This window comes from Hyphomonas adhaerens MHS-3 (assembly GCF_000685235.1).
In the GTDB taxonomy this organism is placed as follows: domain Bacteria; phylum Pseudomonadota; class Alphaproteobacteria; order Caulobacterales; family Hyphomonadaceae; genus Hyphomonas; species Hyphomonas adhaerens.
The window spans coordinates 777,008-800,131 of the sequence record NZ_ARYH01000001.1 but is presented as its reverse complement, the minus strand read 5'-3'; the positions used below and the strand labels follow the sequence as shown (position 1 = coordinate 800,131).

Here is a 23,124-nt window from a genome sequence, read left to right as displayed (position 1 = left end):
ATTCGTGCCCGTTCCGGCGCGATGTGCGCTGGACGATATCGACATGACGAAGCCCGACCCCCCTTCCAGCCCGACGCTGATTACGCTCGGATGCCGCCTCAATTCGTATGAATCCGAGGTGATGCGCGGCCATGCGGCCGGTGCAGGCCTGTCCGATGCGGTGATCGTGAACACTTGCGCGGTGACGGGGGAGGCGGTGCGCTCTGCCCGCCAAGCCATCCGCCGCGCGGCAAAGGACCATCCGGGCGCGCCCATTCTGGTGACAGGCTGCGCGGCGCAGATTGACCCCGGCATGTTTGCCGAGATGCCGGAAGTCACCCGCGTCATCGGCAATCATGAGAAGATGAAGGCCGAGACCTGGAAGCCGGCAGACTTGCTGGGCGGGTACGAAAAGGTCCGCGTCAACGACATCATGTCGGTCAAGGAGACCGCCGCCCACCTGATCGACGGTATGGACGGGCGCGCGCGGGCCTATGTTCAGGTCCAGAATGGCTGCGATCACCGCTGCACTTTCTGCATCATCCCCTATGGCCGCGGCAACTCCCGGTCGGTGCCGGCGGGTGAGGTGGTGGAGCAGGTGCGCCGCCTCGTGGAGACGGGGCATTATGAAGTTGTGCTGACGGGCGTGGACCTGACCAGCTGGGGCGCAGACCTTCCGGGCACGCCGCAGCTCGGCAATCTTGTCCAGCGCATCCTGAAACTGGTGCCGGACCTGAAACAGCTGCGCATTTCCTCCATCGATGCCATCGAGATCGACGATGCCCTGTTCGAGGCGATGGGCGAGCCGCGCCTTGCCCCCTTCATGCATTTGTCACTGCAGCACGGCGACAATCTGATCCTGAAACGGATGAAGCGCCGCCATTCGAGGGATGACGCGATAGCGCTGGCTGAGAAATTGCGCACCCTGCGTCCCGATATTGCACTCGGCGCCGACATCATCGCTGGGTTTCCAACCGAGACTGAGGTGCATTTCGAGAACTCAGTCCGTCTTGTGGACGAATGCGGCCTCGCCTTCCTGCATGTGTTTCCCTACAGCCCGCGGCCTGGAACCCCGGCGGCGCGGATGCCTCAGCTGGACAAAGCGCTCATCAAGGAACGGGCCGCACGCCTGCGGGAAACGGGCGAAAACGCGCTCAAAACCCACTTTTCGCGCCATATTGGGGGCATACGGGACGCTTTGGTGGAGCGCGGCACATCTGCCCGCCTGCCTGACTTCACCCCCGTAAAACTGTCGCGCGACCCCGGCCAAGCTGGACGGCCCGTGCGGGCCCATATAACCGGGCATGACGGCAGGCAGCTGATCGGAGAAATAGACGCATGATCCTCTGGTTCGGGAAGAAAAAGAAAAAAGAGGAAATGAAGACGGCCGGCGCAGAGATGGCCTCGCCGGAGCTGTCGGCAGAAGGCCTCGCCGCGAAAGAGGCGGCCGAAGCCGAGGCCGCCAAGGCGGCTGCCGAAAAGGAAGAAATCGAGCGGATCGTTGCCGAGGCCAACAAGGCCTGGGAAGAGCGTCAGGCGCGCGAAGCCGAAGAGGCCGCCGCCGAGGCAAAGCGGCTGGAAGAAGAGGCCCGCCGCGCCGAAGAGGCTGCAGCGGCTGCAGATGCCGAAGAAGCCGCACGCCTCGCCGAAGAAGCCGAACTGGCCCGCAAGGCGCGCGAGGAACGCGCCGCCCAACAGGCCAAGGCCGAAGCGGAACTGAAACTTCTGGCCGACCGGCGCGAGGCCGAGCGCCTGCGCGCCGAAGCCGAGGCCGCAGCCCGTGCGGCGATGGAGGCCGAGGCGAACAATCCGGGCTTTGTCGCAAAACTTGGGCAGGGCTTGTCGCGTTCGTCTTCCCGCCTGACTGAAGGTCTTGCCGCGCTGGGCCGGCGCAAGCTGGATGACGATACGCTGGAGGAACTTGAAGACCTGCTGATCGCGTCAGATCTCGGCGCGAAAGTGGCCGCGCGGGTTGCGACCAATCTGTCGAAAGAACGTTTTGACAAGGAGATCGGCGAGGAGGAGATCCGCCTCGCCCTCGCCAGCGAGATTTCAGACGTCCTGAAACCGCGTGAGAAAATCGTCGATTTTTCCGATGGCACCAGCCCGCGCATCGTCTTGTTCGTGGGCGTCAACGGATCCGGCAAGACAACGACGATCGGCAAGATCGCCTCGAAACTGAAAGAGCAGGGGGCCAAAGCCCTGCTGGTGGCGGGCGACACGTTCCGCGCGGCGGCCATCGAACAATTGACCGTCTGGGGCGACCGCGCGGGCATCCCCGTCATGTCGAAGCCGACCGGCGCCGACGCGGCGGGGCTTGTCTATGAAGCCATCGAAAAAGCGAAGGCGGAGGATCTGGATCTCGTCCTGATCGACACGGCCGGACGCCTGCAGAACAAGGCAGAGCTGATGGCCGAACTGGAAAAAGTCGTCCGTGTCATCAAGAAGCTCGACCCGACCGCGCCGCACGATGTGATCCTGGTGCTGGATGCCACCGTTGGCCAGAACGCGCTCAGCCAGGTGGAAGCCTTCCGCAATACGGCCGGCGTGACGGGCCTTGTCATGACCAAGATGGATGGGACGGCAAAGGGCGGCGTGCTGGTCGCGATCGCCGAGGCCTATGATTTGCCGATCCACTTCATTGGTATCGGCGAAAAAGCAGAAGACCTCCGCCCGTTCAGTGCAGAGGCCTTCTCGAAAGCCCTTGTGGGTGTGGGCGCCTAAGGCCGCTTATTCCGCTGCGATGGCGGCCGTCTGCAGGCTCTGCGCGCCGCGTACCATCCGGCCGGGCTTCGCGCCGGTCGGGTCGCCGTCCCGGTGGGTGACCTCGCCTTTCAGGATGGTTGCCGTGTAGCCGGAGGCGCGCTGCATCAGGCGCCGTCCGCCGGCGGGCAGGTCATACTGCACTTCCGGCAGGTGGAGCTTCAGGTTCGCGAGGTCGATCACGTTGAGGTCCGCGCGGTAGCCAGGCGCGATCACCCCGCGGTCGTGCAGGCCCATCCACTGCGCCGTGTCCTGCGTCTGGCGCTTCACGAGATACTCGATCGGCAGTTTCGGCCCGCGCTGGCGGTCCCTGGCCCAATGGGTCAGCATCGTTGTGGTGAAAGAGCCGTCGCAGATCATGCCGACATGCGCCCCGCCATCGGACAGGCCGGGCAGGGTGGCCGGGCTCTCCATCATCGCGCGGATGGGTTCCAGCGAGCCTTGCGAATAGTTGAGGAAGGGCAGGTAGAGCACGCCGTGCCCGTTACGCTCCAGCATCAGGTCGAGCGCCATTTCTTCCGGGCTGATGCTGCGTTCTTTGGCCATGTATTCCAGCGTGCTCTCCGGGCCGGGTTCGTAATTCACCGGGTCGCGCAGCTGGAACATCTTGCCGAAGCTGCGCAGCATGACTTTCAGGAAGGGATTGTCCGAAGCCGGTTCTTCCGACAGCAATTTTTCGCGGAAGGCCGGGTCGCGCAGCGCGGCCACCCGTTCGGCCAGCGGCTGTTTGGCGATCGCTGCATAGGATGGGTGGGCGCTGAACGGGTTCATCGTCAGCTCAAGGCCCAGCAGAACCCCCACCGGGCGCGGCGCCACCTGCGCCCGCATCGGCAGGCCGTCATTCATGGCCGTCTCAATCGCGCCGAGCAGGGCCCGCCAGCCCTCCGGCGCAACATCGGCCTGGGCGAGCGAAACTGACAGCGGCCGTCCGGATGCTTCGACAATCCGGCGCAGCATGGCGGCTTCTTTCTGCGGATCATTGAAGTCAGACACGAACTGCAACACGCCGCGGCCAGCTTCCTTCAGGCCTTCCGCGATACCGATCAATTCGGTTTCGCTGGCTGTCAGGGTCGGCGTTGGTTGGCCGTCGGACGTGCGGTGATTCAGTGTGCGGGAAGTCGAGAAGCCAAGCGCGCCGGCCATCACAGCCTCTTTCGCCAACTGTTTCATGGCGGCGATGTCGTCGGCGGTGGCCTCTTCGCGGTTCGCGCCGCGTTCGCCCATCACATAAACGCGCAGGGCGGCGTGCGGCAGCTGGGCGCCAATGTCGGTGTCGAACTGGCGGGACGACAGGAAGTCCAGATAATCTGGGAAGCTTTCCCAGCTCCACGGCAGGCCTTCGGACAGGACCGGGAAGGGGATGTCCTCAACGCCCTCCATCAGGCGGATCAACCGGTCATGGTCTGCCGGGCGGCAAGGGGCAAAGCCGACACCGCAATTGCCCATGATCACGGTCGTGCAGCCATGGAGGGAGGAAGGGCTGATCGCTTCGCCCCACGCCGCCTGGCCGTCATAATGGGTGTGGATGTCGACAAAGCCGGGGGTGACGACCTGGCCGCGCGCATCGATTTCCTCGATGCCTTTGCCGGAAACCTTGCCGATGGCGGTGATCTGTCCGCCGGAGACGGCCACGTCGCCTTCAAAAGGCTCGGCCCCGGTGCCGTCCACGATTGTCCCGCCCCGGATAATCAGATCGCTCGTCGCCATGGTTTCCTCCTTTATATTTGCCGGAAGGATGCCAGAGCTGGCGCACGCGAGAAAGCCTGACCGCACGTCAGCAGTTTAAAGGGTTCGGAAACTCGGGCATGAGACGGGCCGTCCTGCTGCCTCCCGGAACGCCATGCCTGTTTCTGACATCCTTCCCATCGCCCTCTGCCTCATGTCGGCGATCACGCTGGCGACGACCAATGTCCTGGTCAAAGGCGGCGGCGATATTCTGACCGGCCGGATGATCGTTCAGGTGACCGCAGCGCTGATCGTTCTGCCATTTGCTTTTGTGTTCCCGCTGCCGCCCTTGAGCACCTGGCCGCTTCTGGCAATCTCCATGGTGTCTCACTGGTTTTATCAGGCCTGCCTGATCCGGGCGATGCACCGGGGCGATCTCTCGCTCGTCTATCCGGTGATGCGCGGGCTTGGCCCGCTCGCCACAGCGGTGTTCGCGACATTCCTGCTGCAGGAACATCTCGCCCCCATGCAGCAGATCGGCCTGTTCTGCGCATCCTTTGCCATTCTCTTCTTTGCCTTGCCGACAGCGGTAACGCGGGAAGGGCGCAGCCTGGACCGGCGGGCTCTGTTCTGGGCTGTGCTGACGGCTGTCGGGATCGGGCTGTATGCCGTGAGCGACACACGCGCGGCGCGGGCGATGCCGCACCCGATGACCTTCGTCATCATCCTGTTCCTGGTCGACTGGGTCGGGGTGACGCTCGTCTTCCTCTGGCAGCGGCGGGGCCGGTACACGCAGACGATCCGCCTGCAGCTCCGCTCCGGCATGATCGGCGGCATGGTGGGGTGCCTGTCATACGGCATGGCGATTTTTGCCTACACAATGACAGATGCCGCCATGGTGACGGCATTACGGGAAACCTCCGTCGTCTTCGCGGCGGTGATGGCGGCCGTGTTCCTGAAAGAGAGTTTCGGTGCCCGGCGCATCGTTGCGGCCTCGGTTCTTGCCACGGGTCTGGTCCTGATGCAGGCCGGCGCAGCCTGAGACTCGCCGTGTGCGACATTTCGTGCGACAGCGGCTTTAACAAAACCGCAAGCACGGATGGTGCGTAGGAAGTATATGACCGAGTTGGAAAACAAGACTGCGATTCACACGGACGATGCCCCTCAGGAGGCGAACGTCAAGGACGCCGCCGCGCGTGCCGGGGGAATCTGGACAGAGCTCGGCCCGACGCTGGCCTTCATTGTCATCTACAATGTCATGCTGCGCTTTCCGGAAGAGGGGCTGTTTTCCAGCGAAAACGCGCTCTTCTGGGCCACGGGTGTCCTGATTGTGGCAACGGCTGCCGTGATCGCCATGAAATTGATCCGTAAGCAGAGAATACCGCCATTCCTGCTCGTTTCATCAAGTCTTATCGGTGTTTTCGGCGTTCTGGGCATCGCGTTTCATTCCAAGCTTCTGCTTTTCCTGAAGCCCACCATTATCAATCTGATGTTTGCCGGCGCGATTTTCGGCGGCCTCGCCGTTGGCCGCAATATCTGGAAAATGCTGTTCAACGAGCTCTTTCATCTGCCGGACTATGCATGGCGCGTCCTGGCGATCCGCTGGGGCCTATACTTTATCGCAATGGCGATATGGAACATCGTGGTCTGGCAGGCCTTCGGTGAGGCCGCCTGGGCGAACTGGAAGATGGGCAATATCGTCATTGGTTTCGTGTTCGCTCTGGCGAACACTCCCTATACTCTGAAGCATATGCAGACCCATCCCGACGACCGCTGACTCGCCTAATGGGTGAGCTTTTCCGTTCCCGGAGGGTTGGCGAAGGGCGGGAAGGCCGGAAGATGCCGGGTTTCCGCATAATGGGTCAGCGCCCAGATCACGGTCGGGAAGGCGAGTTCCGACCAGGGGATATCCTTCCAGGCGAATAATCCGACTTCTTCGCTCTCCGGCCCTGCAGAAATGTCAGACATCAGTTCCGCGCGGAACATGACCTGAACCTGTGCGATGCGGGGAACAGAGTAAACGGCGAGTAACTGTTCGATCCGGATATCCGCACACGCTTCTTCGCGCGCCTCCCTGCGGGCGCCTTCCTCGACCGTTTCCCCTTCTTCCATGAATCCCGCCGGTAGGGTCCAGTAACCTTTTCGGGGCTCGATCGCCCGCCGGCAGAGCAAAATCTGGTCACCTTTGGTCACAACGGAGCCAGCGACGATTTTCGGGTTCACATAGTCGATAAATTCGCAATGGGCGCAAACACGGCGCAATTTATCGTCTCCTGGGGGTATTTTCGTGTGAAAAAGGGGCGAAATGAAAGGATTCGATAATTGATCCGTCATCTGTTGTTATCCAATCGCGGTTTAAGAGAGGGGTATTGATCCGCACACGGGCCTCTGCTTTAGGGGGCTTGTGGGTGGGTCGGCCGCCGAACTAGTTAAGTCATCCCTCGAAAGGTAAACCAATATGTCATTCAATCTCAACGCTTCGCCCAGTCACCTGCTGCATCGTGCGCAGCAGGCTGCTGCAAACCACAGCGCCAAGGCGCTCCGTACCGCCGGTATCACGCTGCGCCAGTTCTCGCTGCTCGCTGCCCTCGACGGCAATGACGGCTCCAGCCAGTCCGATCTCGTCAATGCCACCGGCATCGACCGTTCGACCCTGGCCGATATGGTCGCCCGTATGGAAGCTGGTGGCCTGATCAAGCGCACTGCTTCGAAAACCGACGCCCGCGCCAAGTCTGTCTCGCTGACGGCAAAAGGCAAAAAGGCCCTCGATAAGGCCCTTCCGGCTGTTCAGGCCGCTGACACTGCGCTCTTCTCGGGCCTCGCCAAAGTGAAGCAGGACGCCCTGATGTCTGGCCTCGTCGGCCTGGCTGAAGAAGAAGCCAAGCCGGCCCCGGCACCGAAAGCCGCGCCGAAGGCTGCTGCGAAGAAGGCCCCGGCGAAGAAAGCTCCGGCCAAGAAAGCCCCTGCTGCCAAAAAGGCCCCGGCCAAGAAGCCGGCTGCCAAGAAAGCCGCTGCACCGAAGAAAGCTGCTGCAACGAAGCCGGCCGCCAAGAAGGCCGCTCCGAAAAAAGCCGCTCCTAAAAAGGCTGCACCGAAGAAAGCCGCTGCTGCTGCAAAGGCGCCGGCCGTGAAAAAAGCTCCGGCCAAGAAGCCGGCCGCTCGTAAAGCCAAGAAAAAGTAATCTGGCCTAACGGATCAGGGGCGGGGCGCTGCGAGCGCCTCGCCCACCTGTTTTACCGCCGCCGCGTCCAGCGGCCCGGCGATATGCTCCAGAATCTCGCCATCGGCTGAGATGACAAAGGTTTCCGGCACACCTGTCAGGCCGAAATCCAGACCACCCTGACCAGACGGATCCAGAACGATATCGGCATACGGATTGCCAAGTTCTTCCAGGAACTTCCGCCCGTTGGCCGGCGTATCCTTGTACAGCACCCCATAAACCTGCCCCGGATGGGCTTCGGCCAGCGCCGTCAGGCGCGGATGCTCCGCCTCACAGGGGGCGCACCAGCTGGCAAACAGGTTCACGGCGATCGTCCGCCCATTGGGGGTCGGCGCAAACCTCAGCGTACCGCCCTCCAGCCGCTCGAAGGCCCGGTCCGGCGCGGTGCGGGATATGCGCTCGAAGTCGCCTTTTTTCGGATGGCTGAGTTCCCAGCCGGCCAGGCCCGCAAAAAGCACCAGGGCGGTGACCGGAATGGCGGCAATCCAGCGTTTCATGCTGCGTCATCTCCGCGCAGGCGGGCTTCGGCCCGCAGCATTCTGGCCCGCGAAGCTTTCGCCCGCAGGGTGACAACCAGCAGGGTCAGGATCAGGCTGACGGCACCGATCCCGTAGCAGGCCCAGATGAAGGCGGCATTCTTGTCAAAATCCGGCAGCATGACCGCTTACCCTTCCGCCATCAGTTTCGCATTCGCCTTCGCCGTGCGCCGGTCCCAGATTTCGGCGCGCATCAGGGTCTGGGTCAGTCCGGCGAACAGCATCGTATGGCCGAGGCCGCTGGCCAGCAGAGGCCAGAGATAGACAGCCGCCATTTTCGGTCCGTCGGCGGTGATGACGCTCGAATCCTGATGCAGCGAGGTGAAGAGGTCCACGGAGAATTTGATCAGCGGCACATTGATCGCGCCCACCATGGCCAGGATCGCGCCGGCCCGGGCCGCCTTCTGGCGGGTGTCCATGGACGCGCGCAGCGCCATGTAGCCCAGGAACAGGAAGAACATGAACAGCACCGACATCATGCGGGCATCGTCCCACTGCCACCAGGTGCCCCAGGTCGGCTTGCCCCAGATCGATCCGGTCGCAAGGCAGATCGCCGTCCACACAGCGCCCAGCGGGGCGATGGACTTCGCGGCAATGTCGGCCACTTCATGGCGCCAGATGAACCAGATGAAGCTCATCACGGCCATCGCCATATAGCTCGCCATGGCAAGCCAGGCGGCCGGGACGTGAACGAACATCACGCGCATGATGTCCCCGCCCTGATAGTCGTCTTTCGGAACGACCCAGAGTCCCTGCCACAGGCCCCAGCCGATCAGCAGCGCGGCCAGCGCGTAGCAAAGCGGCGCCAGCCAGTTCGACAGGCGCATGAAACGAAGGGGATTGGCGAACCAGGAAAACATGGATGTGCGATACCGCTCCCTCAGTCTGCCGCCAAGCGCAAGGCTGCAGCCATGGCAAAGGGCGCGACCGCCAGCGCGAACAGGGTTGAGGCCGCCAAGAACAAGGGCGCGCTTTCGCTGCCGGGGCCTTGGGTCATGGAGAGCGCTCCGAAAATGGCTGTCGGGACATACAATGGCAGGGCAATAAGGCTGATCAACAGGCCGCCTCGCCGCACCGTTGCCGACAGGGCTGCGCCCACACCGCCCCAGAAATAGAAGGCAAGGCCGCCAAGCCCATAGAGCGCGGCGTTGCGCAGCAGGCTGGCCGATGCCTCTGCCTGGAACATCAGGGCCAGCAGCGGGGAGAGCAGGGCCAGCGGCAGGCCCGCAGCGAGCCAGTGGGCGAACGTCTTGGCCGCGGCAACCGCGGAGGCCGGCACGCCTGTCTGCAGCCACAGGTCCAGCGCGCCATCTTCCGTATCCGCCTGAAAGACCCGTTCCAGCGTGACGAGGCTGGACAGCGCCAGCGCCACCCAGAGGATGCCCGGCCCGACCGCGCGCAGTGTTTGCGGATCGGTTCCGATCCCGAGCGGCACCAGCACGGCGGCGCCTGCGAAAAAGCCGAGCGGCAGCAGCGCGCCTGCGCCGCCGGCCCAGGCCTCGCCCAGCGCCTGCCGGAAGGCGGACAGGATCGGGGCGGGCCTCACAACACCACCTCGCTCGTTGGCACAAAGCCCGACTCGCCATGGATGGCCGCAACCACACCGCCGCCCCCCTTCAGATGATCCTCGATCAGTTCCAGCACCAGGTCCCGGCCTTCGGCATCGAGGGCGGTGTAGGGCTCGTCGAGCATCCAGATGGGCCGTTGTTCCAGCAGGAGGCGGCCAAGTGCGGTGCGCCGGCGCTGACCGGCAGAGAGGTATCGCGCGGGCACATCGGCTGGGCGTTTCAGGCCCATCCGGCTCAGCACTGAGTCCAGATCAGACTCTGAGCCCCAGGCGCGCGACCAGAGTCCAAGATGTGTACGCGGGGTTTCGTGCGGCTTCAGCCCTTCGCGGTGTGCGAACCAGTGGTGCGGGCCGCTGCGGGTCACGTCACCGGTTTCCGGGCGGGTCAGCCCGGCCAGGATGCGCAGCAGGGTCGTCTTGCCCGCGCCATTCGAGCCGCGCAGGACAAGGCTCTCGCCCGCCGCAATCGACAGGCCGACACCGGTGAACAGCACCCGTTCACCCCGAATCATGCCGAGACCGGTTGCAGAAAGGAGGGGGCCAGAAAGGGGGCCAGACACGGGAGAGGTCACGCCGCGCAGCACCCATTCCTGCGCCCGGACAGGCGCAAATGAAGGGAATATGGCGCGTGTGGGGACATCAGGATCTCCTACCTGCCTGTTTGCAGGGACGTTTTATCGGCTCAGGCGCTGCAGGATAGTCCCTTTGTCCCGATTGCGTCAGCGCCTCCAGCCTTATATGAGACGGGCACGCGCCGCCCAATCCGCCCGGCGGCCCCGGATTCACATCTTAGACGCGAGGTTCCCCTCCCATGCCGTCCCTCGACAGCTTCAATTCCAAACGCACGCTCACCGCTGGTGGCAAGACTTACACCTATTACTCCATTGAGGCCGCCGCCGAGAACGGTCTTGGCGATGTCTCCTCCCTGCCGGCTTCACTGAAAGTGCTGCTGGAAAACATGCTGCGCTTCGAAGACGGCAAGACCGTCACCAAGGACGACATCCTCGCCTTCAGGAAATGGCTCGACAACAAGGGTAAGGACGATCACGAGATCGCCTACCGCCCGGCGCGCGTCCTGATGCAGGACTTCACCGGCGTTCCGGCTGTGGTCGACCTTGCCGCCATGCGCGACGCTGCCAAGAAGCTCGGCGCTCCGGCAGATGCCATCAACCCGCAGGTCCCGGTTGACCTCGTCATCGACCACTCGGTCATGGTCGACAGCTTCGCCGGTCCGGACAGCTTCACCAAGAACGTCGAGATCGAATACAAGCGCAACCAGGAGCGCTACGAGTTCCTGCGCTGGGGCTCCACCGCGTTCAAGAATTTCCGTGTCGTTCCGCCGGGCACCGGCATCTGCCACCAGGTGAACCTCGAATATCTCGGCCAGACCGTCTGGTCGAAGGAGGAGGACGGCGAACTGGTTGCCTATCCGGACACCTGCGTCGGCACCGATTCGCACACGACCATGATCAACGGCCTGTCGGTCCTCGGTTGGGGTGTCGGCGGGATCGAAGCTGAAGCCGCCATGCTCGGCCAGCCGGTCTCCATGCTGATCCCGGAAGTCATCGGCTTCCGTCTGGACGGCAAGATGGCCGAAGGCGCAACGGCGACCGACCTCGTGCTGACCGTCGTTCAGATGCTCCGCGAAAAAGGCGTGGTCGGAAAATTCGTCGAATTCTACGGCCCGGGCCTGTCGAACCTGACCCTGGAAGACCAGGCGACCATCTCCAACATGGCGCCGGAATATGGCGCCACCTGCGGCTTCTTCCCGGTCGATCATGATACGGTGAAATATCTCAGCAACACCGGCCGCGATGCGGACCGTGTGGAACTGGTCGAAGCCTATGCCAAGGCGCAGGGCTACTGGCGTCCGGACCGGGCCGAGCCGGTCTTCACCGACACGCTGGAACTGGATCTTGGGGCCGTCGTGCCGTCGATCTCAGGCCCGAAACGCCCGCAGGACCGGGTGCTGCTGTCCGAAGGCGACATCGCGTTCGCCGACGCCATGGCGAAGGAGTTCGGCAAGGCGTCTGACGCCGCAGAGCCGATCGCCGTGGAAGGCGAAGACTACACGGTCACCCATGGTGACGTGTTCATCGCCGCCATCACGTCCTGCACCAACACGTCCAACCCGTCCGTGCTGATCGCCGCCGGCCTCGTGGCCAGGAAGGCCCATGAGCTGGGCCTGACCCGCAAGCCTTGGGTGAAGACGTCGCTGGCGCCCGGATCGCAGGTGGTCACCGACTATCTCGACAAGGCCGGCCTGACCGACGACCTGAACGCCCTGGGCTTCAACCTGGTCGGCTATGGCTGCACCACCTGTATCGGCAACTCCGGCCCGCTGGATCCGCACCTGGCCAAGGCCATCGCGGACGGCGACCTGGTTTCCTGCTCGGTGCTTTCCGGCAACCGGAACTTCGAAGGCCGCATCGGCCCGGACATCAAGGCGAACTATCTGGCCTCGCCGCCGCTGGTCGTCGCCTATGCGATTGCCGGTACGCTGCGCAAGAACCTGACCAAGGATCCGATCGGCACCGACAAGAAAGGCAATGACGTCTACCTGAAAGACATCTGGCCGACTTCTCACGAGATCGCCGAGATCATGTCCAAGGCCGTGACCCCGGAAATGTTCGCCGAGCGCTATTCCGACGTCTTCAAGGGCGACGAGCACTGGCAGGGCATCGAAGTGTCCGGCGGGCAGACCTATAGCTGGCCGCCTGCATCGACCTATGTTCAGAACCCGCCTTACTTCGAAGGCATGACGCTCGACGTGGACGCCCCGACGGATGTGAAGGACGCCCGCGTGCTCGCCGTGTTCGGCGACTCGATCACCACCGACCACATTTCTCCGGCCGGTTCGATCAAGGCGTCCAGCCCGGCAGGCGTATACCTGCAGGAACATCAGGTTTCGGTCCTCGACTTCAACTCCTACGGCTCGCGCCGCGGTAACCACGAAGTCATGATGCGCGGCACCTTCGCCAATATCCGCATCAAGAACCAGATGGTGCCGGGCGTCGAAGGCGGCGTGACGGTCCACTATCCGGACGGCGAGCAGATGGCGATCTATGATGCCGCCATGAAGTACGAAGCCGAAGGCACGCCGCTGGTGATCTTCGCCGGCGACCTCTACGGCAACGGGTCTTCGCGTGACTGGGCTGCCAAGGGCACCGTCCTGCTCGGCGTCCGCGCCGTGATCGCTGGCAGCTTCGAGCGAATCCACCGCTCCAACCTGATCGGCATGGGCGTCCTGCCGCTGGAGTTCGCGGAAGGCGAAAGCGCCGCCACGCTCGGCCTGACCGGCAAGGAGCAGGTCACGATCGAAGGCGTCAAAGACATCAAGCCGCGCCAGTCGGTTCCCGTGAAGATCACCCGTGAAGACGGCACGACCTTCACCGCCAACACGGTGGTCCGGATCGATACCGAGAACGAGCTGGACTACTACCGCAATGGCGGCATCCTGCACTATGTGCTGCGCAACCTGGCGCGCGGCGCTGCCTGAGGCGGCTGACCGGAACTTAATAACGAAAACCCCCGCAGCAGGCGCTGCGGGGGTTTTTTGCAGCCCTCACACCGCTGTGATTGTGTTGTGGGGACAAGGGTGATCTATACAGAAACCGCTATGAAACGCCTGCTCGCAGCCCTTTTCGTCCTGTCGCCCGTCGCCGTCCCCGCCGCTCAGGCGGAGTCGCCGACCCTGATTGAGTTATTCGCCTCGCAGAACTGCCGGGCTTGCCCGAAGGCACACAAGACGCTGAAGGCTGTGGACGAAGCCCGGGACGATGTCCTCATCCTCACCTGGTCGGTGGACTACTGGGACTATCTGGGCGGCAAGGACCCCATGGCCATGGGCGAGTCCAAGGAACGCCAGCGCGCCTATGTCGACCGGTTCCGCCTGCGCGGGCCGTACACGCCGCAGACCGTCTATAACGGCGTCGAGCAATGTCCGGGCAACAAGCCGGGCAAGGTCGAGTCCGCCATTTCCAAAGCCCGCAAGGAAACGCCGGAAGGCGTCCGCCTCGTCCGCAAGGGGGATGGGGTGGAACTCAGCGGCAAGGCGGCGGGCCTGACGGATATCTGGTATGTCGATTACCTGGACGGCGCCGACAATACGACGGACATGGTCCATCCGGTGACGCGGGTGACGGCCCTTGGTCCGTGGCTTGGCGGCCGGACCTCGGTCACGCTGCCGCCCTGCGACTCGCATTGCGCCGTGATTGTCCAGGAAGCCGGGTTTGGCCCGGTGCTGGCCACGCTGCCGCTGGACCCGGGGCCGCTGAGCCCACTACCTGAGAAATAGCCTAGGGCGTATCTGAAGGCGTGTCAGGCACAGCGATTTCCGGTGGCCGGACAATCGAGCTGACGGCCGGGGTGAAATCGTTCCAGTCATATTCGGACAATTCGAACGCCCAGCCGGTTGCCTTGTCATTGATCGTGCTGCCGCGATGCGCGCCTTCGCCCGCCTCGACCGCACGGAGCGTGACGAAGAAGCCGTCCGGTTCGCGATAGGCCTCGACTTCCACTTCCAGCCCGTCATGCGTTTCGGTGATGTGCCGGCCAACCGGACGTGTCGTCAGGTCCGCGGCCGGCTTCACCCCGATGGGCTGGAACCGGCTCAGCGCCAGGGCAGGGGTGGAGGCGGCAATCCGGCTGATCAGGCGGAAATCCTGATAGGGCGGGCCGGGCCGGAAGCTGCGCTCGCTCGTGCCCACGGCGCGTTGCAGATAGAGGCTCTCGCCATACTGGTCGAACAGCCGGACGGCGGAGACCGCATCCGGGCTGATATCCAGAATGTTCAGGTCCAGCCAGGCATCGGCATTGTAAAGCGGCGGCAGGTCGCCCTTCACCTGATACGCCTGCTGTTCATCCGGGCGGCGGGCGTAGAGATGCTCTCCCTTCCGTCCGGTGATGATCGCGGCGGTGATGTCGCCGTCGCCATTGGCCAGTTCGATCAGCGCGCCGGTGCCGCCCTTGCGCGGATCGCCGAGGCCGATCCGGTTCAGCTTGCCGGGGTCGCGTGTGCGCGCTTCGCCCCAGACCAGCTCGCCGAGGCCTGTGGCCAGGTCGGCCAGCCGGTCGGCCCGGACGGGATAGCCATGCGTGCCTTCCAGCGTCCAGCCATCGACACTGTTCAGCAGGCGGTAGGATTCGTCGGCCAGCGTCACGCGGATCTCGGCGGCTTCGGCGCGGGTCTCGGCAAAATCCGGCAGGACGGGCTGTCCGGTCCGCCCGGTCTGCACCGGTCCGCCCCGGAAATCGAGGTTCACCAGCACGGCCAGCACGGTCAGAACACCGGCAGCGGCGGCGAGGATCTGCAGGCGCTTGCGGCGCTGGCGCTGGCGGAGTTCGGTCATGACTCCCTCCGCGCACGTGCCTGCTGGCGGCGCCAGACAAGCAGTCCGGCCAGCGCGATCAGGATTGGGCCGCCCCAGATATTGATGGCTTTCAGCGTCGCTTCCAGATGGTCGATGTCGCGCCGGTAGTCGCGTTCGATGGCCCGCAGCTCGCCGCGCAGGGAGACGATCCGCTCGCGAAGCTGGGCCAGTTCCGTGCGTTCGTCATCGGTCAGGTCCGCGGCGGCGTCGCCTTCGAAGAAGCCGTCGGTCGAGCCGATGGCCTGCAGCTCTTCCAGCCGCCCCTGTGCCTCTTGCAGGCTGGCCTCCAGCTCGGCCTGTTGGCGGAAATATTTGGCTTCGGCAGAGGCGCGCATCTTGTCGATCCGGCTCATCGGCCGGAGGCTGGGCGCGCGCGAACGAAGCCGCGACAGTTCCCCGCCACCGGCCAGCGCATCAAGGGCGTTCAGGACCAGCGCGCCATTGTCCGCCACGACGATGTCGCGTCCCGGCACGATGTAGAAATCATCGGCGATGAAATCCACGTCGGCGATGAAGACAAGCTCGGCATTGGTTTCGCTGGCCGAGATGTGCGGCGGCGCGTTGGCAGCATCGGCGCGGGCAAGTTCCGCCATCACCGGGTCCGAGGGTTCGTTCAGCGCCGGGGCCCCGGCGGGGAAGGCGGTGGCCAGATGGCCGGACAGGCGCGCCGCCAGCACGAGCGGGCCCGGCTGCGTCTGATAGGATTTCAGCGTGTCCGACGGGGTCATGTCATGCACGGCCCGGTCGGCGTCGATATAGGACGGGCTCGGCCCGGTTTCGATCAGCGGCGAGAAGGTGACGTCCGATGGCAGGTCCGACACGACGAGCGCGCCGGGCGCCCCGAAATTCACCGCCCGCGTCAGGTCAGCCGTAATCAGATCATCCTGGTTCATGTCCCCGGCCGGGGCGGCGATGAACAGCGGATGGGCCTGTTCCTCGATCCGCCCGTCACCAACATCCACCGGCACAGGCAAGGCGCCCGCAGCATCCGCGACCGCGTCATGCGACACGGTGATGCCCCACGACTCGCCCAGCTTGCCCAGACCGGAATGCGCTTCCGCGTCCGACATGTCGAAAAGGCCCTGGCCGACAGCTGTCTTCGCGGCGGGATCGACGAGGAACACCGCCCGGCCCTTGCGCAGCACGAACTGGTCGATCAGCCATTCCTGCCGGTCCGACAGGGGTGGGGGGTGCGCCACCAGCAGCACGTCCAGATCGGCGGGCAGCGACTGGAAATTGTCGGAGATCGGAACGACTTCGAACGACCGGTTGATGTCCGCCAGCAATGTGTAGCCGCCCTGTCCGCCCGGGGCCGACATGCCGGGCAGCGTGGTGAGGATGCCCACGCGCGGCGGATCGGGATCGTCCAGCCGCGCGACCATGCGGGTGAGATCATATTCCAGTGAGACCTCGCGTTCCGGCGCCAGGAACGGGATCACGCGCTGATCGTCGATCGTGTTGTGGCCGATGATGCCGAAATAGAGCGGGTCGTCGCCATTTGTGTCGATGGCGGTAATCCCGGCGGCGAGCGCTTCGTCTTCAGCCGGGGAGAAGGGGGTGGGGTCGATCTCCCGCACGCGGACAGCGCCGCCGGACTGGGACTCATACGCCTTCAGCAATTCCCGCACGCGGGCGGCATAGGCGCGCACGGCCGGATAGTCCTGCGCGACGCTGCGCGAATAGACGAGCGTCACGTCCACCGGCTCGGCAATGTCCGACAGCTTCTCCCGCGTCGCCTTCGACAGCGAGTAGAGATGATTTTCGGTAAAATCGATCTGCGCCCCGGTCAGGACTTTCTGCGCCAGCAAATTCCCCGCCACGAAAATGACGGTGACCAGCGCAGTCGCGATCAGGAGGTAATGCTTCGACTTCATCTCAGCCGAGCCTCTGCCGGGCGGCCCACAATCCATTGAGGATGGACCAGAAGGCGGTGAAGCCGAGGAAGAACATGACCGAGCGCAGTTCCAGCACGCCGCGCTGGGCGCCTTCGAACTGCGTCAGGAAGGAGAACTGGGCGACAAGGTCGGCAAATCCCGTTCCGAACACCGCTTTCACGGTCGACAGCACCAGCGGCCAGCCGGCAGCAGTGAAGGCAAAGGCGATCAGGACACTGATGACGAACGCCGTCACCTGGCTGCCTGTCAGGGCCGATACGGCCGATCCGATGGAGAGATAGGCCCCCGCCATCAGGAAGCTGACCAGATAGGTCAGCGCGATAGCCGTGTTGTCGGGCCCGCCAAGGTAATTCACCGTGATCCACATCGGGAAGGTCAGCAGCAGGCCGACCCCGGCCACCGTCCAGGCCGCGCATAGCTTGCCGAGGACCAGCCCCGGCATGCCGAGCGGCAGGGACAGCAACAGCTCGTCCGTTCCCGCGCCCTGTTCGTCCGCCCACAGGCGCATCGCCAGCGCGGGCAGGAAGATCATGTAGAGCCAGGGGTGCCAGACGAAGAAGGTGGAAAGATCGGCTGAGCCGGTATCGAAGAAGCCGCCCGCTTCCCAGGTGAACACGCCGAGGGCGAGCAGGAAGACGGCCAGGAAAACATAAGCCATGGGCGTGGCGAAATAGGCGCCGAGTTCCCGGCGGTAGGTGGCGCCAAAGCCGCCCATCTGCTGGCGTAGAAATTCCATCATCGCGCGTTCGCCTCGGCCTGGTCTGTCAGGCGCATGAAGGCGCTTTCCAGCGATCCGTCATCGGATTTCTCCGTCAGCTCTGCCGGTGTCCCGTCGGCCACGACGCGGCCCCGGTCGACGATGATGGCCCGCGTGCACATGGCCGGGACTTCCGTCAGCGTGTGGGTCGAGATGAGGATCGCCTTGGTCGGCGCCATGCGGGCGATCAGGGCGCGCACGGCGCGTTTCTGGTTGGGGTCGAGGCCATCGGTCGGCTCGTCCAGCAACAGGACCGGCGGATCGTGCAGGATCGCCCCGGCGAGGCCGACGCGGCGGCGATAGCCCTTGGAGAGCGAACCGATCCGCTGGCCCGCGACGGTGGTGATGCGGGCATCCGCAATCGCCCGCTCCACGGCGTCCTTGCGTTTGGCCCGGTCGATCTTCCGGGCCGCGGCCATGAAGGACAGGAATTCCGGCGGGGTCATGTCTTCATAGAGCGGGGCGCCTTCGGGCAGATAGCCGAGCGCCGCCTGCGCCGTCCGGCGATCGGACACGATGGATTTGCCGTCGATCAGCGCATCGCCGGAATCCGGCTCAAGCACACCGGCAATCATGCGCATCGTCGTGGATTTCCCCGCGCCGTTCGGGCCAAGGAAGCCGAGCACCGTGCCTTTGTCGAGCGTGAAGGATACGCCCTGCACGGCGCGCTTGGCGCCAAAGCTTTTTTCCAGATTGCGAATGTCGAGCATTCTCTGGTTCAGACGCCTCTTATCATGAGAGATTCTGATACCGTCCTTGGCCGCATCTGGCCAGAGTCCGGAAAATTACGCTGTCAGTAAGGTTGGGTTTACGCGGCGAAGCGTTTCACCTCGTCCAGGACCGCGGCGGCGGCGGCTTCGACGATCTTCTGCCCGTCTTCGGCATTCGACTGGGTCGGGTCGGAGCCGATGCGGCCATCCGGGAAGTCGCGGCGGTACTGCACCGCATCGCCGATCTTGCCATTGGGGGCGAGTTTCGGGCTCATCTCCACTTCCGGCCGGGCCCGGTCCGGATAGCCGAAATAGGTGACCGACACTTCAGAGGCCGTCGCGTGGCTGCCATGGCCGACAGGATAGAGCTGGTTGCACAGCTTCATGACCGGCGAGAAATCCCACCAATTGCGCAGTTTCAGCTCCAGGCCCGGCCGGTTGTCGGCGCCGTTCGGGTCGAAACTGCGTTTTGAATGGATTTCAGAGAAGGCCGCCTGGATCGTGGCAATGTTCCCGCCATGCCCGTTCAGCCAGTAGATCCGCTCAAAGCCGTGCCGCATCAGGCTTTCGGTCCAGTCCGTCATGGCCGCGATCATCGTGGTCGGGCGCAGCGTGATCGTGCCCGGAAACCCCAGATGGTGCTGCGCGCAGCCGACCGAGAAGGTCGGGCCGACCAGAACCTCGTCCGGCGCCTGCGCTTCGGCATGGTGGGCGATGATTTCCGGGCACAGCGCATCGGTACCGACAAAGCCGTTCGGCCCGTGCTGTTCCATCGACCCGATCGGGATCAGGATGGTGCGGGATGTCTTCAGCCAGGATTCGATGTCCTGCCAGGTGGAAACGGGAAGCAGCATGGCGTCAGTCCTAGATTTCAGGCCTTCCGGGGGGCGAGTCTGCGGGTGATGTGACCCATCTTGCGGCCGGGGCGGGCCTCGTGCTTGCCATAAAGGGTCAGCACGTCGCCGGGGGCAAGGGTGGTGGGGTCCACATTGCCCGCCTCGCCGATCAGGTTTTCCATCTCGGCATCGAACAGGCGGCGCGTATCGCCCAGCGGCCAGCCGCAGATGGCGCGGATATGCTGTTCGAACTGGCCGGTCTGGCAGGCTTCCGGCGTCCAGTGCCCGGAATTGTGCACGCGCGGGGCAAATTCATTGGCCAGCAGACCGCCATCCGGCAGCACGAATAGCTCCAGCGCCAGCACGCCGACATGGCCCAGCGCATCGACCAGCGCGATGGCTTTCTCCCGGGCGGCCTGTTCGACGTCCAGCGGCAGACCCGACGGCACGGTGGAGGTGGCGAGGATGCCGTCCCGGTGCACATTTTGCGGCGGCGCCCAGGTGGCGGTTTCGCCCTGGCTGGAGCGGGCGACGATGACCGAGATCTCGCGCTCGAACGGCACGGGCGCTTCCAGCACGCAGGGCGCGGCGCCGACATCGGCCCAGGCGGCGGCGATGTCATCGGGGGAGCGGATCCAGGCCTGGCCCTTGCCGTCATAGCCGTCGCGGCGGGTCTTCAGCAGTCCGGTGCCGCCCAGTTCCGGCAGGGCCTTGGCAATGTCATGATCCGAATTGATCACGCGATAGTCCGCTGTGGCGATGCCAATCCCGTTCAGAAAGGCCTTTTCTTCCGCCCGGTCCTGCGACACGGCGAGCGATTTCGCGCCGGGGTGAAGATGCGTTCCGGCCGCTTCGATCGCTTCGGCGGCGGCAACGGGAATGTTCTCGAATTCGAGCGTGATGACCGCGCAGGCCTTGGCGAACTCGCCCAGCAAGGCCTTGTTATCATAGGCCCCTTTCCAGTGATGGTGGGCCACGCGGGCGGCGGGCGGATTGTCTTCCGGGCAATAGATGTCGACGTCGAATCCCAGCCGCTGCGCGGCATTCGCCAGCATGCGGCCCAGCTGTCCGCCGCCGAGGATCCCGATAACGCTGCCTGGCGCGACGGGGGTCATCCTTCCGGCGTCTCCCCCACACCATCGGTCTGAGCCTGACGGTAGGCGTCCAGTTTCGCTGCGACGCTGTCATCTTCCAGCGCCACGATGGAGGCGGCCATGATGCCAGCATTCACCGCCCCGGCTTCGCCGATGGCGAGCGTGCCGACCGGCACGCCGCGGGGCATCTGGACGATGGAGAGCAGGCTGTCGAGGCCGGACAGGGTTTTCGATTGGACCGGCACGCCCAGCACGGGCAGGGGGGTCATCGAGGCGGTCATGCCGGGCAGGTGCGCGGCCCCGCCGGCGCCCGCGATAATCACTTTCAGGCCGCGGCCCTTCGCGTCCTTGGCATAGCTGACCAGCCGGTCCGGCGTACGGTGCGCGGAGACGATCCGGGCCTCATAAGCCACGCCAAGCTCGCCCAGCAGGCGAGCCGCTTCCTTCATCACGGGCCAGTCCGACTGGCTGCCCATAATGATGCCGACCTTGGGGGATTCGCTTGTTGCCATGGCTTCCTCGCTGGCGGAAAGCGCGCACCATATGCAGGCGGCCTGCCTCGTCAACTGCCGCCTGCTGGGAGAACTCGCTCCACAAGGGGGCGGACTGGACGTATCCTTCCGGAATGGCAGACGATGGCTTCTCCCCGCAGGCAGACCGGCGGCGCGCATTGATCGACATTCTGGGTGTCGACCTGGACAGCGTCGACCGGCATACGCGCGCGGCCATCGAGGCCCTGTGCGACGAGGTGATTTCCCTGCGCGAAGACCTGGCCCATGCGCGCAGGGCCCTGTCCGATGCCGAATTGCTGGCCGACAATGATGCCCTGTGCCCGATGTTCAACCGCCGGGCCTTTGAACGCGAGGTCCGCCGCGAGATCGCGCTGGCGAGCCGGTTCGGCACGCCGCTCAGCCTGATTTTCACCGATCTCGACCATTTCAAGCCGGTGAACGACATTTTCGGACACGCCACCGGCGATGCGGTTCTGCTGAAAGTCTCCGAAATCCTGCTCAGCCTGACGCGCGATACCGACATTGTCGGTCGCCTCGGCGGGGATGAGTTCGGGATTGTGCTGTCGCAGGCCACGCTGGCCGATTCAGAGCGCAAGGCCGCCCAGCTGACGGAACGGATCGACGCCCTCACCGTGCGCGGCGCCGACGATGCCCCGGCCAAAGGACTGCGCATCGGCGCGTCCTGCGGCGTCGTGGCCTGGCAGACCGGCGAAGATGCCCAGCACCTCATTGCGCGGGCCGATCAGGCCATGTTTGCGCAAAAAGCGCACAGGAAAAGCGGGCGCTCTGCCCGTGGTTGAAGCGGAGTCCGATTCTGAAGGAGGATTCATTTGAGATCAGGGTGACGAAGGGGCAGGCTTGTGCTTAAGTGTTGCTGTTAAGACACAGCCACTTAACAAGCAGAAGGAGGCAAATATGTCGCTACAGGGCCGGAAAAGTGAGCTCGCCAACAAGCACCGCCAGCTGGACCAGAAAATTGAAGAAGAAGAAAAGCGCCCGGCTGCCGACACCCTTCGCCTCAAAGACCTCAAGCGACAGAAACTCAAGATTAAAGAAGAGCTGCGATGGCTTGAAGCCAGCTAACGGCTGAATGGACCTCAGGTCCTTTCGCCGGTGTATAATGCAGGCGAAAGGACCGGTTCCATGCGGGACATTTTCGATCAGGACAAATCACTCAGCCTGGGCGCGATCCGCCAGGCCGCAGGCATATTCAACCTGCTTCTGGCGGCTTTGGTGCTGCTGTCAGTTTTACGCGGCCTTGGCCGCCTGTTCACCGGACACTTTATCGGGGCCTTTGTCGAAACCCTGGGCGCGTTTGCCGTCCTCGGCTTCCTCTTCCTCGTCGTGCGGCTGCTGACAGAGCTTCTGGCGTCGATGCACCGCCTCAATGACCGGCTGACCGTACTCGGCGATGACCTGCGGTCTGTCCGCAGTGCGGACGAGGATTGAGCGCCGTGGGCTCTCCCGTAACTGCCATTCTGGGCCTTGGCCGCGAGGTCGGGGACGCGGCTGCGCGCCGGTTCCACGAAATCGGGCACAATGTGCTGGCTGCCGATTCCAGCGGTGACCGTCTGCTGACCGCGCAGAATGCGATGCCGGAGAAAGTGCTGCTGCATCTTGGCGACCTGCACACGAAGCTCGGCCTGCGCAATGCCGTTGCCGCGGCCGTCGAAGGCTTCGGCCGGATCGACAATCTGGTCGTCATCCCCAGCATCGAACAGCCCGACTCCATTCACGATTTTTCACAGGAAAAATTCGACAAGGCGCTGGCCAAGACCGTCCGCGGCGCGGCGCAGTGCCTGAAAGTCTTCGCCGAACGCATTGCCGATCAGGCAGACCTGCCGACCGCCGGGGCCGAACGCATCCGCCAGCGCGGCACGGTCACCTTCGTCCTGTCTTACTCCGCGCTCGCCACAATGCCCGGCCGCTTCACCGAATCGGTGACGCAGGCCGGTGTGCTGGGTGTGGTGAGGGCCGGATCGCTCGAACTTGCCGAAGCGGGCATCCGCGTGAACGCGATCGTTGCGATTCGTCCGCGTGAGGAAAAGATGGAAACCTGGACCGGAAAGCGCACGCCCCTTGGCCGGGCGGCGCTCGCCGATGAGATCGCCGATGCGGCAGCGTTCCTGGCCTCGCCCGAGGCGGCCATCATTACCGGCGAGGTGTTGCGCCTCGATGGGGGGCGCTCAGGCCTCGCCGGTATTCTGGATTAAACCGG

General features: G+C 64.2%; 25 protein-coding genes. 11 read left to right on the top strand and 14 right to left on the bottom strand.

Annotated features, from left to right (window positions below):
• Positions 1 to 43 precede the first annotated feature (43 nt).
• On the top strand, positions 44 to 1,321 hold the full coding sequence (mtaB, locus tag HAD_RS03945; RefSeq protein ID WP_035571581.1) for a tRNA (N(6)-L-threonylcarbamoyladenosine(37)-C(2))-methylthiotransferase MtaB: 1,278 nt from the start codon (positions 44 to 46) through the stop codon (positions 1,319 to 1,321).
• Positions 1,318 to 2,703: a signal recognition particle-docking protein FtsY gene (ftsY, locus tag HAD_RS03940; protein WP_035569565.1), complete on the top strand. Its 1,386-nt coding sequence runs from the start codon at positions 1,318 to 1,320 to the stop codon at positions 2,701 to 2,703. The genes mtaB and ftsY overlap by 4 nt, the downstream gene beginning before the upstream one ends.
• Before the next feature lie 6 nt (positions 2,704 to 2,709).
• Here ftsY and HAD_RS03935 read toward each other — a convergent pair whose 3' ends face one another.
• Positions 2,710 to 4,449 carry an N-acyl-D-amino-acid deacylase family protein gene (locus tag HAD_RS03935; RefSeq protein WP_035569564.1) on the bottom strand — a complete coding sequence of 580 codons (1,740 nt, stop codon included), beginning with the start codon at positions 4,447 to 4,449 and terminating at the stop codon, positions 2,710 to 2,712.
• A 133-nt stretch (positions 4,450 to 4,582) separates the two neighbouring features.
• Here HAD_RS03935 and HAD_RS03930 point away from each other — a divergent pair, with 133 nt between their 5' ends.
• On the top strand, positions 4,583 to 5,449 hold the full coding sequence (locus HAD_RS03930) for an EamA family transporter (RefSeq protein ID WP_035569563.1): 867 nt from the start codon (positions 4,583 to 4,585) through the stop codon (positions 5,447 to 5,449).
• Positions 5,450 to 5,524: 75 nt separating this feature from the next.
• Complete coding sequence (locus tag HAD_RS03925; protein WP_035569562.1) at positions 5,525 to 6,184, top strand: inner membrane-spanning protein YciB; 660 nt, start codon at positions 5,525 to 5,527, stop codon at positions 6,182 to 6,184.
• A 5-nt stretch (positions 6,185 to 6,189) separates the two neighbouring features.
• Here HAD_RS03925 and HAD_RS03920 read toward each other — a convergent pair whose 3' ends face one another.
• On the bottom strand, positions 6,190 to 6,741 hold the full coding sequence (locus HAD_RS03920; RefSeq protein ID WP_035569557.1) for an NUDIX hydrolase: 552 nt from the start codon (positions 6,739 to 6,741) through the stop codon (positions 6,190 to 6,192).
• Positions 6,742 to 6,865: 124 nt separating this feature from the next.
• On the opposite strand from HAD_RS03920, the gene HAD_RS03915 reads away from it, so the two are divergent.
• Entirely contained in the window at positions 6,866 to 7,588 is a 723-nt protein-coding gene (locus HAD_RS03915) for a MarR family winged helix-turn-helix transcriptional regulator (protein ID WP_051595905.1), read from the top strand.
• A 14-nt stretch (positions 7,589 to 7,602) separates the two neighbouring features.
• Here the strand turns inward: HAD_RS03915 and HAD_RS03905 are convergent, their stop codons facing one another.
• The 5 genes from HAD_RS03905 to ccmA are packed head-to-tail and all read right to left on the bottom strand — an operon-like array spanning position 7,603 to position 10,290.
• Positions 7,603 to 8,124, bottom strand: a complete 522-nt coding sequence (locus tag HAD_RS03905; RefSeq protein WP_035569555.1) for a redoxin family protein — start codon at positions 8,122 to 8,124, stop codon at positions 7,603 to 7,605.
• Positions 8,121 to 8,285: a heme exporter protein CcmD gene (gene ccmD / locus HAD_RS18530; protein WP_156942150.1), complete on the bottom strand. Its 165-nt coding sequence runs from the start codon at positions 8,283 to 8,285 to the stop codon at positions 8,121 to 8,123. Before ccmD ends, HAD_RS03905 begins: the two co-directional genes overlap by 4 nt.
• Before the next feature lie 6 nt (positions 8,286 to 8,291).
• On the bottom strand, positions 8,292 to 9,023 hold the full coding sequence (gene ccmC, locus HAD_RS03900) for a heme ABC transporter permease CcmC (RefSeq protein WP_035569554.1): 732 nt from the start codon (positions 9,021 to 9,023) through the stop codon (positions 8,292 to 8,294).
• A gap of 20 nt (positions 9,024 to 9,043) precedes the next feature.
• Positions 9,044 to 9,709: a heme exporter protein CcmB gene (gene ccmB, locus HAD_RS03895; protein ID WP_051595904.1), complete on the bottom strand. Its 666-nt coding sequence runs from the start codon at positions 9,707 to 9,709 to the stop codon at positions 9,044 to 9,046.
• A complete protein-coding gene (gene ccmA, locus HAD_RS03890) occupies positions 9,706 to 10,290 on the bottom strand; it encodes a heme ABC exporter ATP-binding protein CcmA (protein WP_277813271.1) in 585 nt (194 codons plus the stop codon). The genes ccmB and ccmA overlap by 4 nt, the downstream gene beginning before the upstream one ends.
• A 251-nt stretch (positions 10,291 to 10,541) precedes the next feature.
• On the opposite strand from ccmA, the gene acnA reads away from it, so the two are divergent.
• Positions 10,542 to 13,229, top strand: a complete 2,688-nt coding sequence (acnA, locus tag HAD_RS03885) for an aconitate hydratase AcnA (protein WP_035569552.1) — start codon at positions 10,542 to 10,544, stop codon at positions 13,227 to 13,229.
• Positions 13,230 to 13,349: 120 nt separating this feature from the next.
• Entirely contained in the window at positions 13,350 to 14,027 is a 678-nt protein-coding gene (locus HAD_RS17775) for a DUF1223 domain-containing protein (protein ID WP_051595903.1), read from the top strand.
• Position 14,028: 1 nt separating this feature from the next.
• Here HAD_RS17775 and HAD_RS03875 read toward each other — a convergent pair whose 3' ends face one another.
• From HAD_RS03875 to purE, 7 genes are all read right to left on the bottom strand, one after another.
• The gene (locus tag HAD_RS03875; RefSeq protein WP_035569551.1) at positions 14,029 to 15,081 is read right to left on the bottom strand and encodes a DUF4340 domain-containing protein; all 1,053 of its coding nucleotides are present in this window, start codon (positions 15,079 to 15,081) and stop codon (positions 14,029 to 14,031) included.
• Positions 15,078 to 16,976: a Gldg family protein gene (locus HAD_RS03870; protein WP_035569548.1), complete on the bottom strand. Its 1,899-nt coding sequence runs from the start codon at positions 16,974 to 16,976 to the stop codon at positions 15,078 to 15,080. The genes HAD_RS03875 and HAD_RS03870 overlap by 4 nt, the downstream gene beginning before the upstream one ends.
• A gap of 1 nt (position 16,977) precedes the next feature.
• Entirely contained in the window at positions 16,978 to 17,736 is a 759-nt protein-coding gene (locus HAD_RS03865) for an ABC transporter permease (RefSeq protein ID WP_241765294.1), read from the bottom strand.
• A complete protein-coding gene (locus HAD_RS03860) occupies positions 17,733 to 18,464 on the bottom strand; it encodes an ABC transporter ATP-binding protein (RefSeq protein ID WP_035569546.1) in 732 nt (243 codons plus the stop codon). Before HAD_RS03860 ends, HAD_RS03865 begins: the two co-directional genes overlap by 4 nt.
• 98 nt (positions 18,465 to 18,562) lie before the next feature.
• Positions 18,563 to 19,318, bottom strand: a complete 756-nt coding sequence (locus HAD_RS03855) for a creatininase family protein (RefSeq protein ID WP_035569544.1) — start codon at positions 19,316 to 19,318, stop codon at positions 18,563 to 18,565.
• A gap of 17 nt (positions 19,319 to 19,335) precedes the next feature.
• On the bottom strand, positions 19,336 to 20,415 hold the full coding sequence (locus tag HAD_RS03850) for a 5-(carboxyamino)imidazole ribonucleotide synthase (protein ID WP_035569543.1): 1,080 nt from the start codon (positions 20,413 to 20,415) through the stop codon (positions 19,336 to 19,338).
• Positions 20,412 to 20,906: a 5-(carboxyamino)imidazole ribonucleotide mutase gene (purE, locus tag HAD_RS03845; RefSeq protein ID WP_035569541.1), complete on the bottom strand. Its 495-nt coding sequence runs from the start codon at positions 20,904 to 20,906 to the stop codon at positions 20,412 to 20,414. The genes HAD_RS03850 and purE overlap by 4 nt, the downstream gene beginning before the upstream one ends.
• Before the next feature lie 113 nt (positions 20,907 to 21,019).
• Between purE and HAD_RS03840 the strand changes: the two genes are divergently transcribed.
• From HAD_RS03840 to HAD_RS03825, 4 genes are all read left to right on the top strand, one after another.
• Positions 21,020 to 21,706 carry a GGDEF domain-containing protein gene (locus HAD_RS03840; protein ID WP_051595902.1) on the top strand — a complete coding sequence of 229 codons (687 nt, stop codon included), beginning with the start codon at positions 21,020 to 21,022 and terminating at the stop codon, positions 21,704 to 21,706.
• 115 nt (positions 21,707 to 21,821) lie between these two features.
• On the top strand, positions 21,822 to 21,989 hold the full coding sequence (locus tag HAD_RS03835; RefSeq protein ID WP_035569540.1) for a YdcH family protein: 168 nt from the start codon (positions 21,822 to 21,824) through the stop codon (positions 21,987 to 21,989).
• A gap of 60 nt (positions 21,990 to 22,049) precedes the next feature.
• Positions 22,050 to 22,355, top strand: a complete 306-nt coding sequence (locus HAD_RS03830) for a hypothetical protein (protein ID WP_035569538.1) — start codon at positions 22,050 to 22,052, stop codon at positions 22,353 to 22,355.
• Between the two features lie 5 nt (positions 22,356 to 22,360).
• On the top strand, positions 22,361 to 23,119 hold the full coding sequence (locus HAD_RS03825; RefSeq protein WP_162177465.1) for an SDR family NAD(P)-dependent oxidoreductase: 759 nt from the start codon (positions 22,361 to 22,363) through the stop codon (positions 23,117 to 23,119).
• The last annotated feature ends 5 nt before the right edge of the window (positions 23,120 to 23,124 follow it).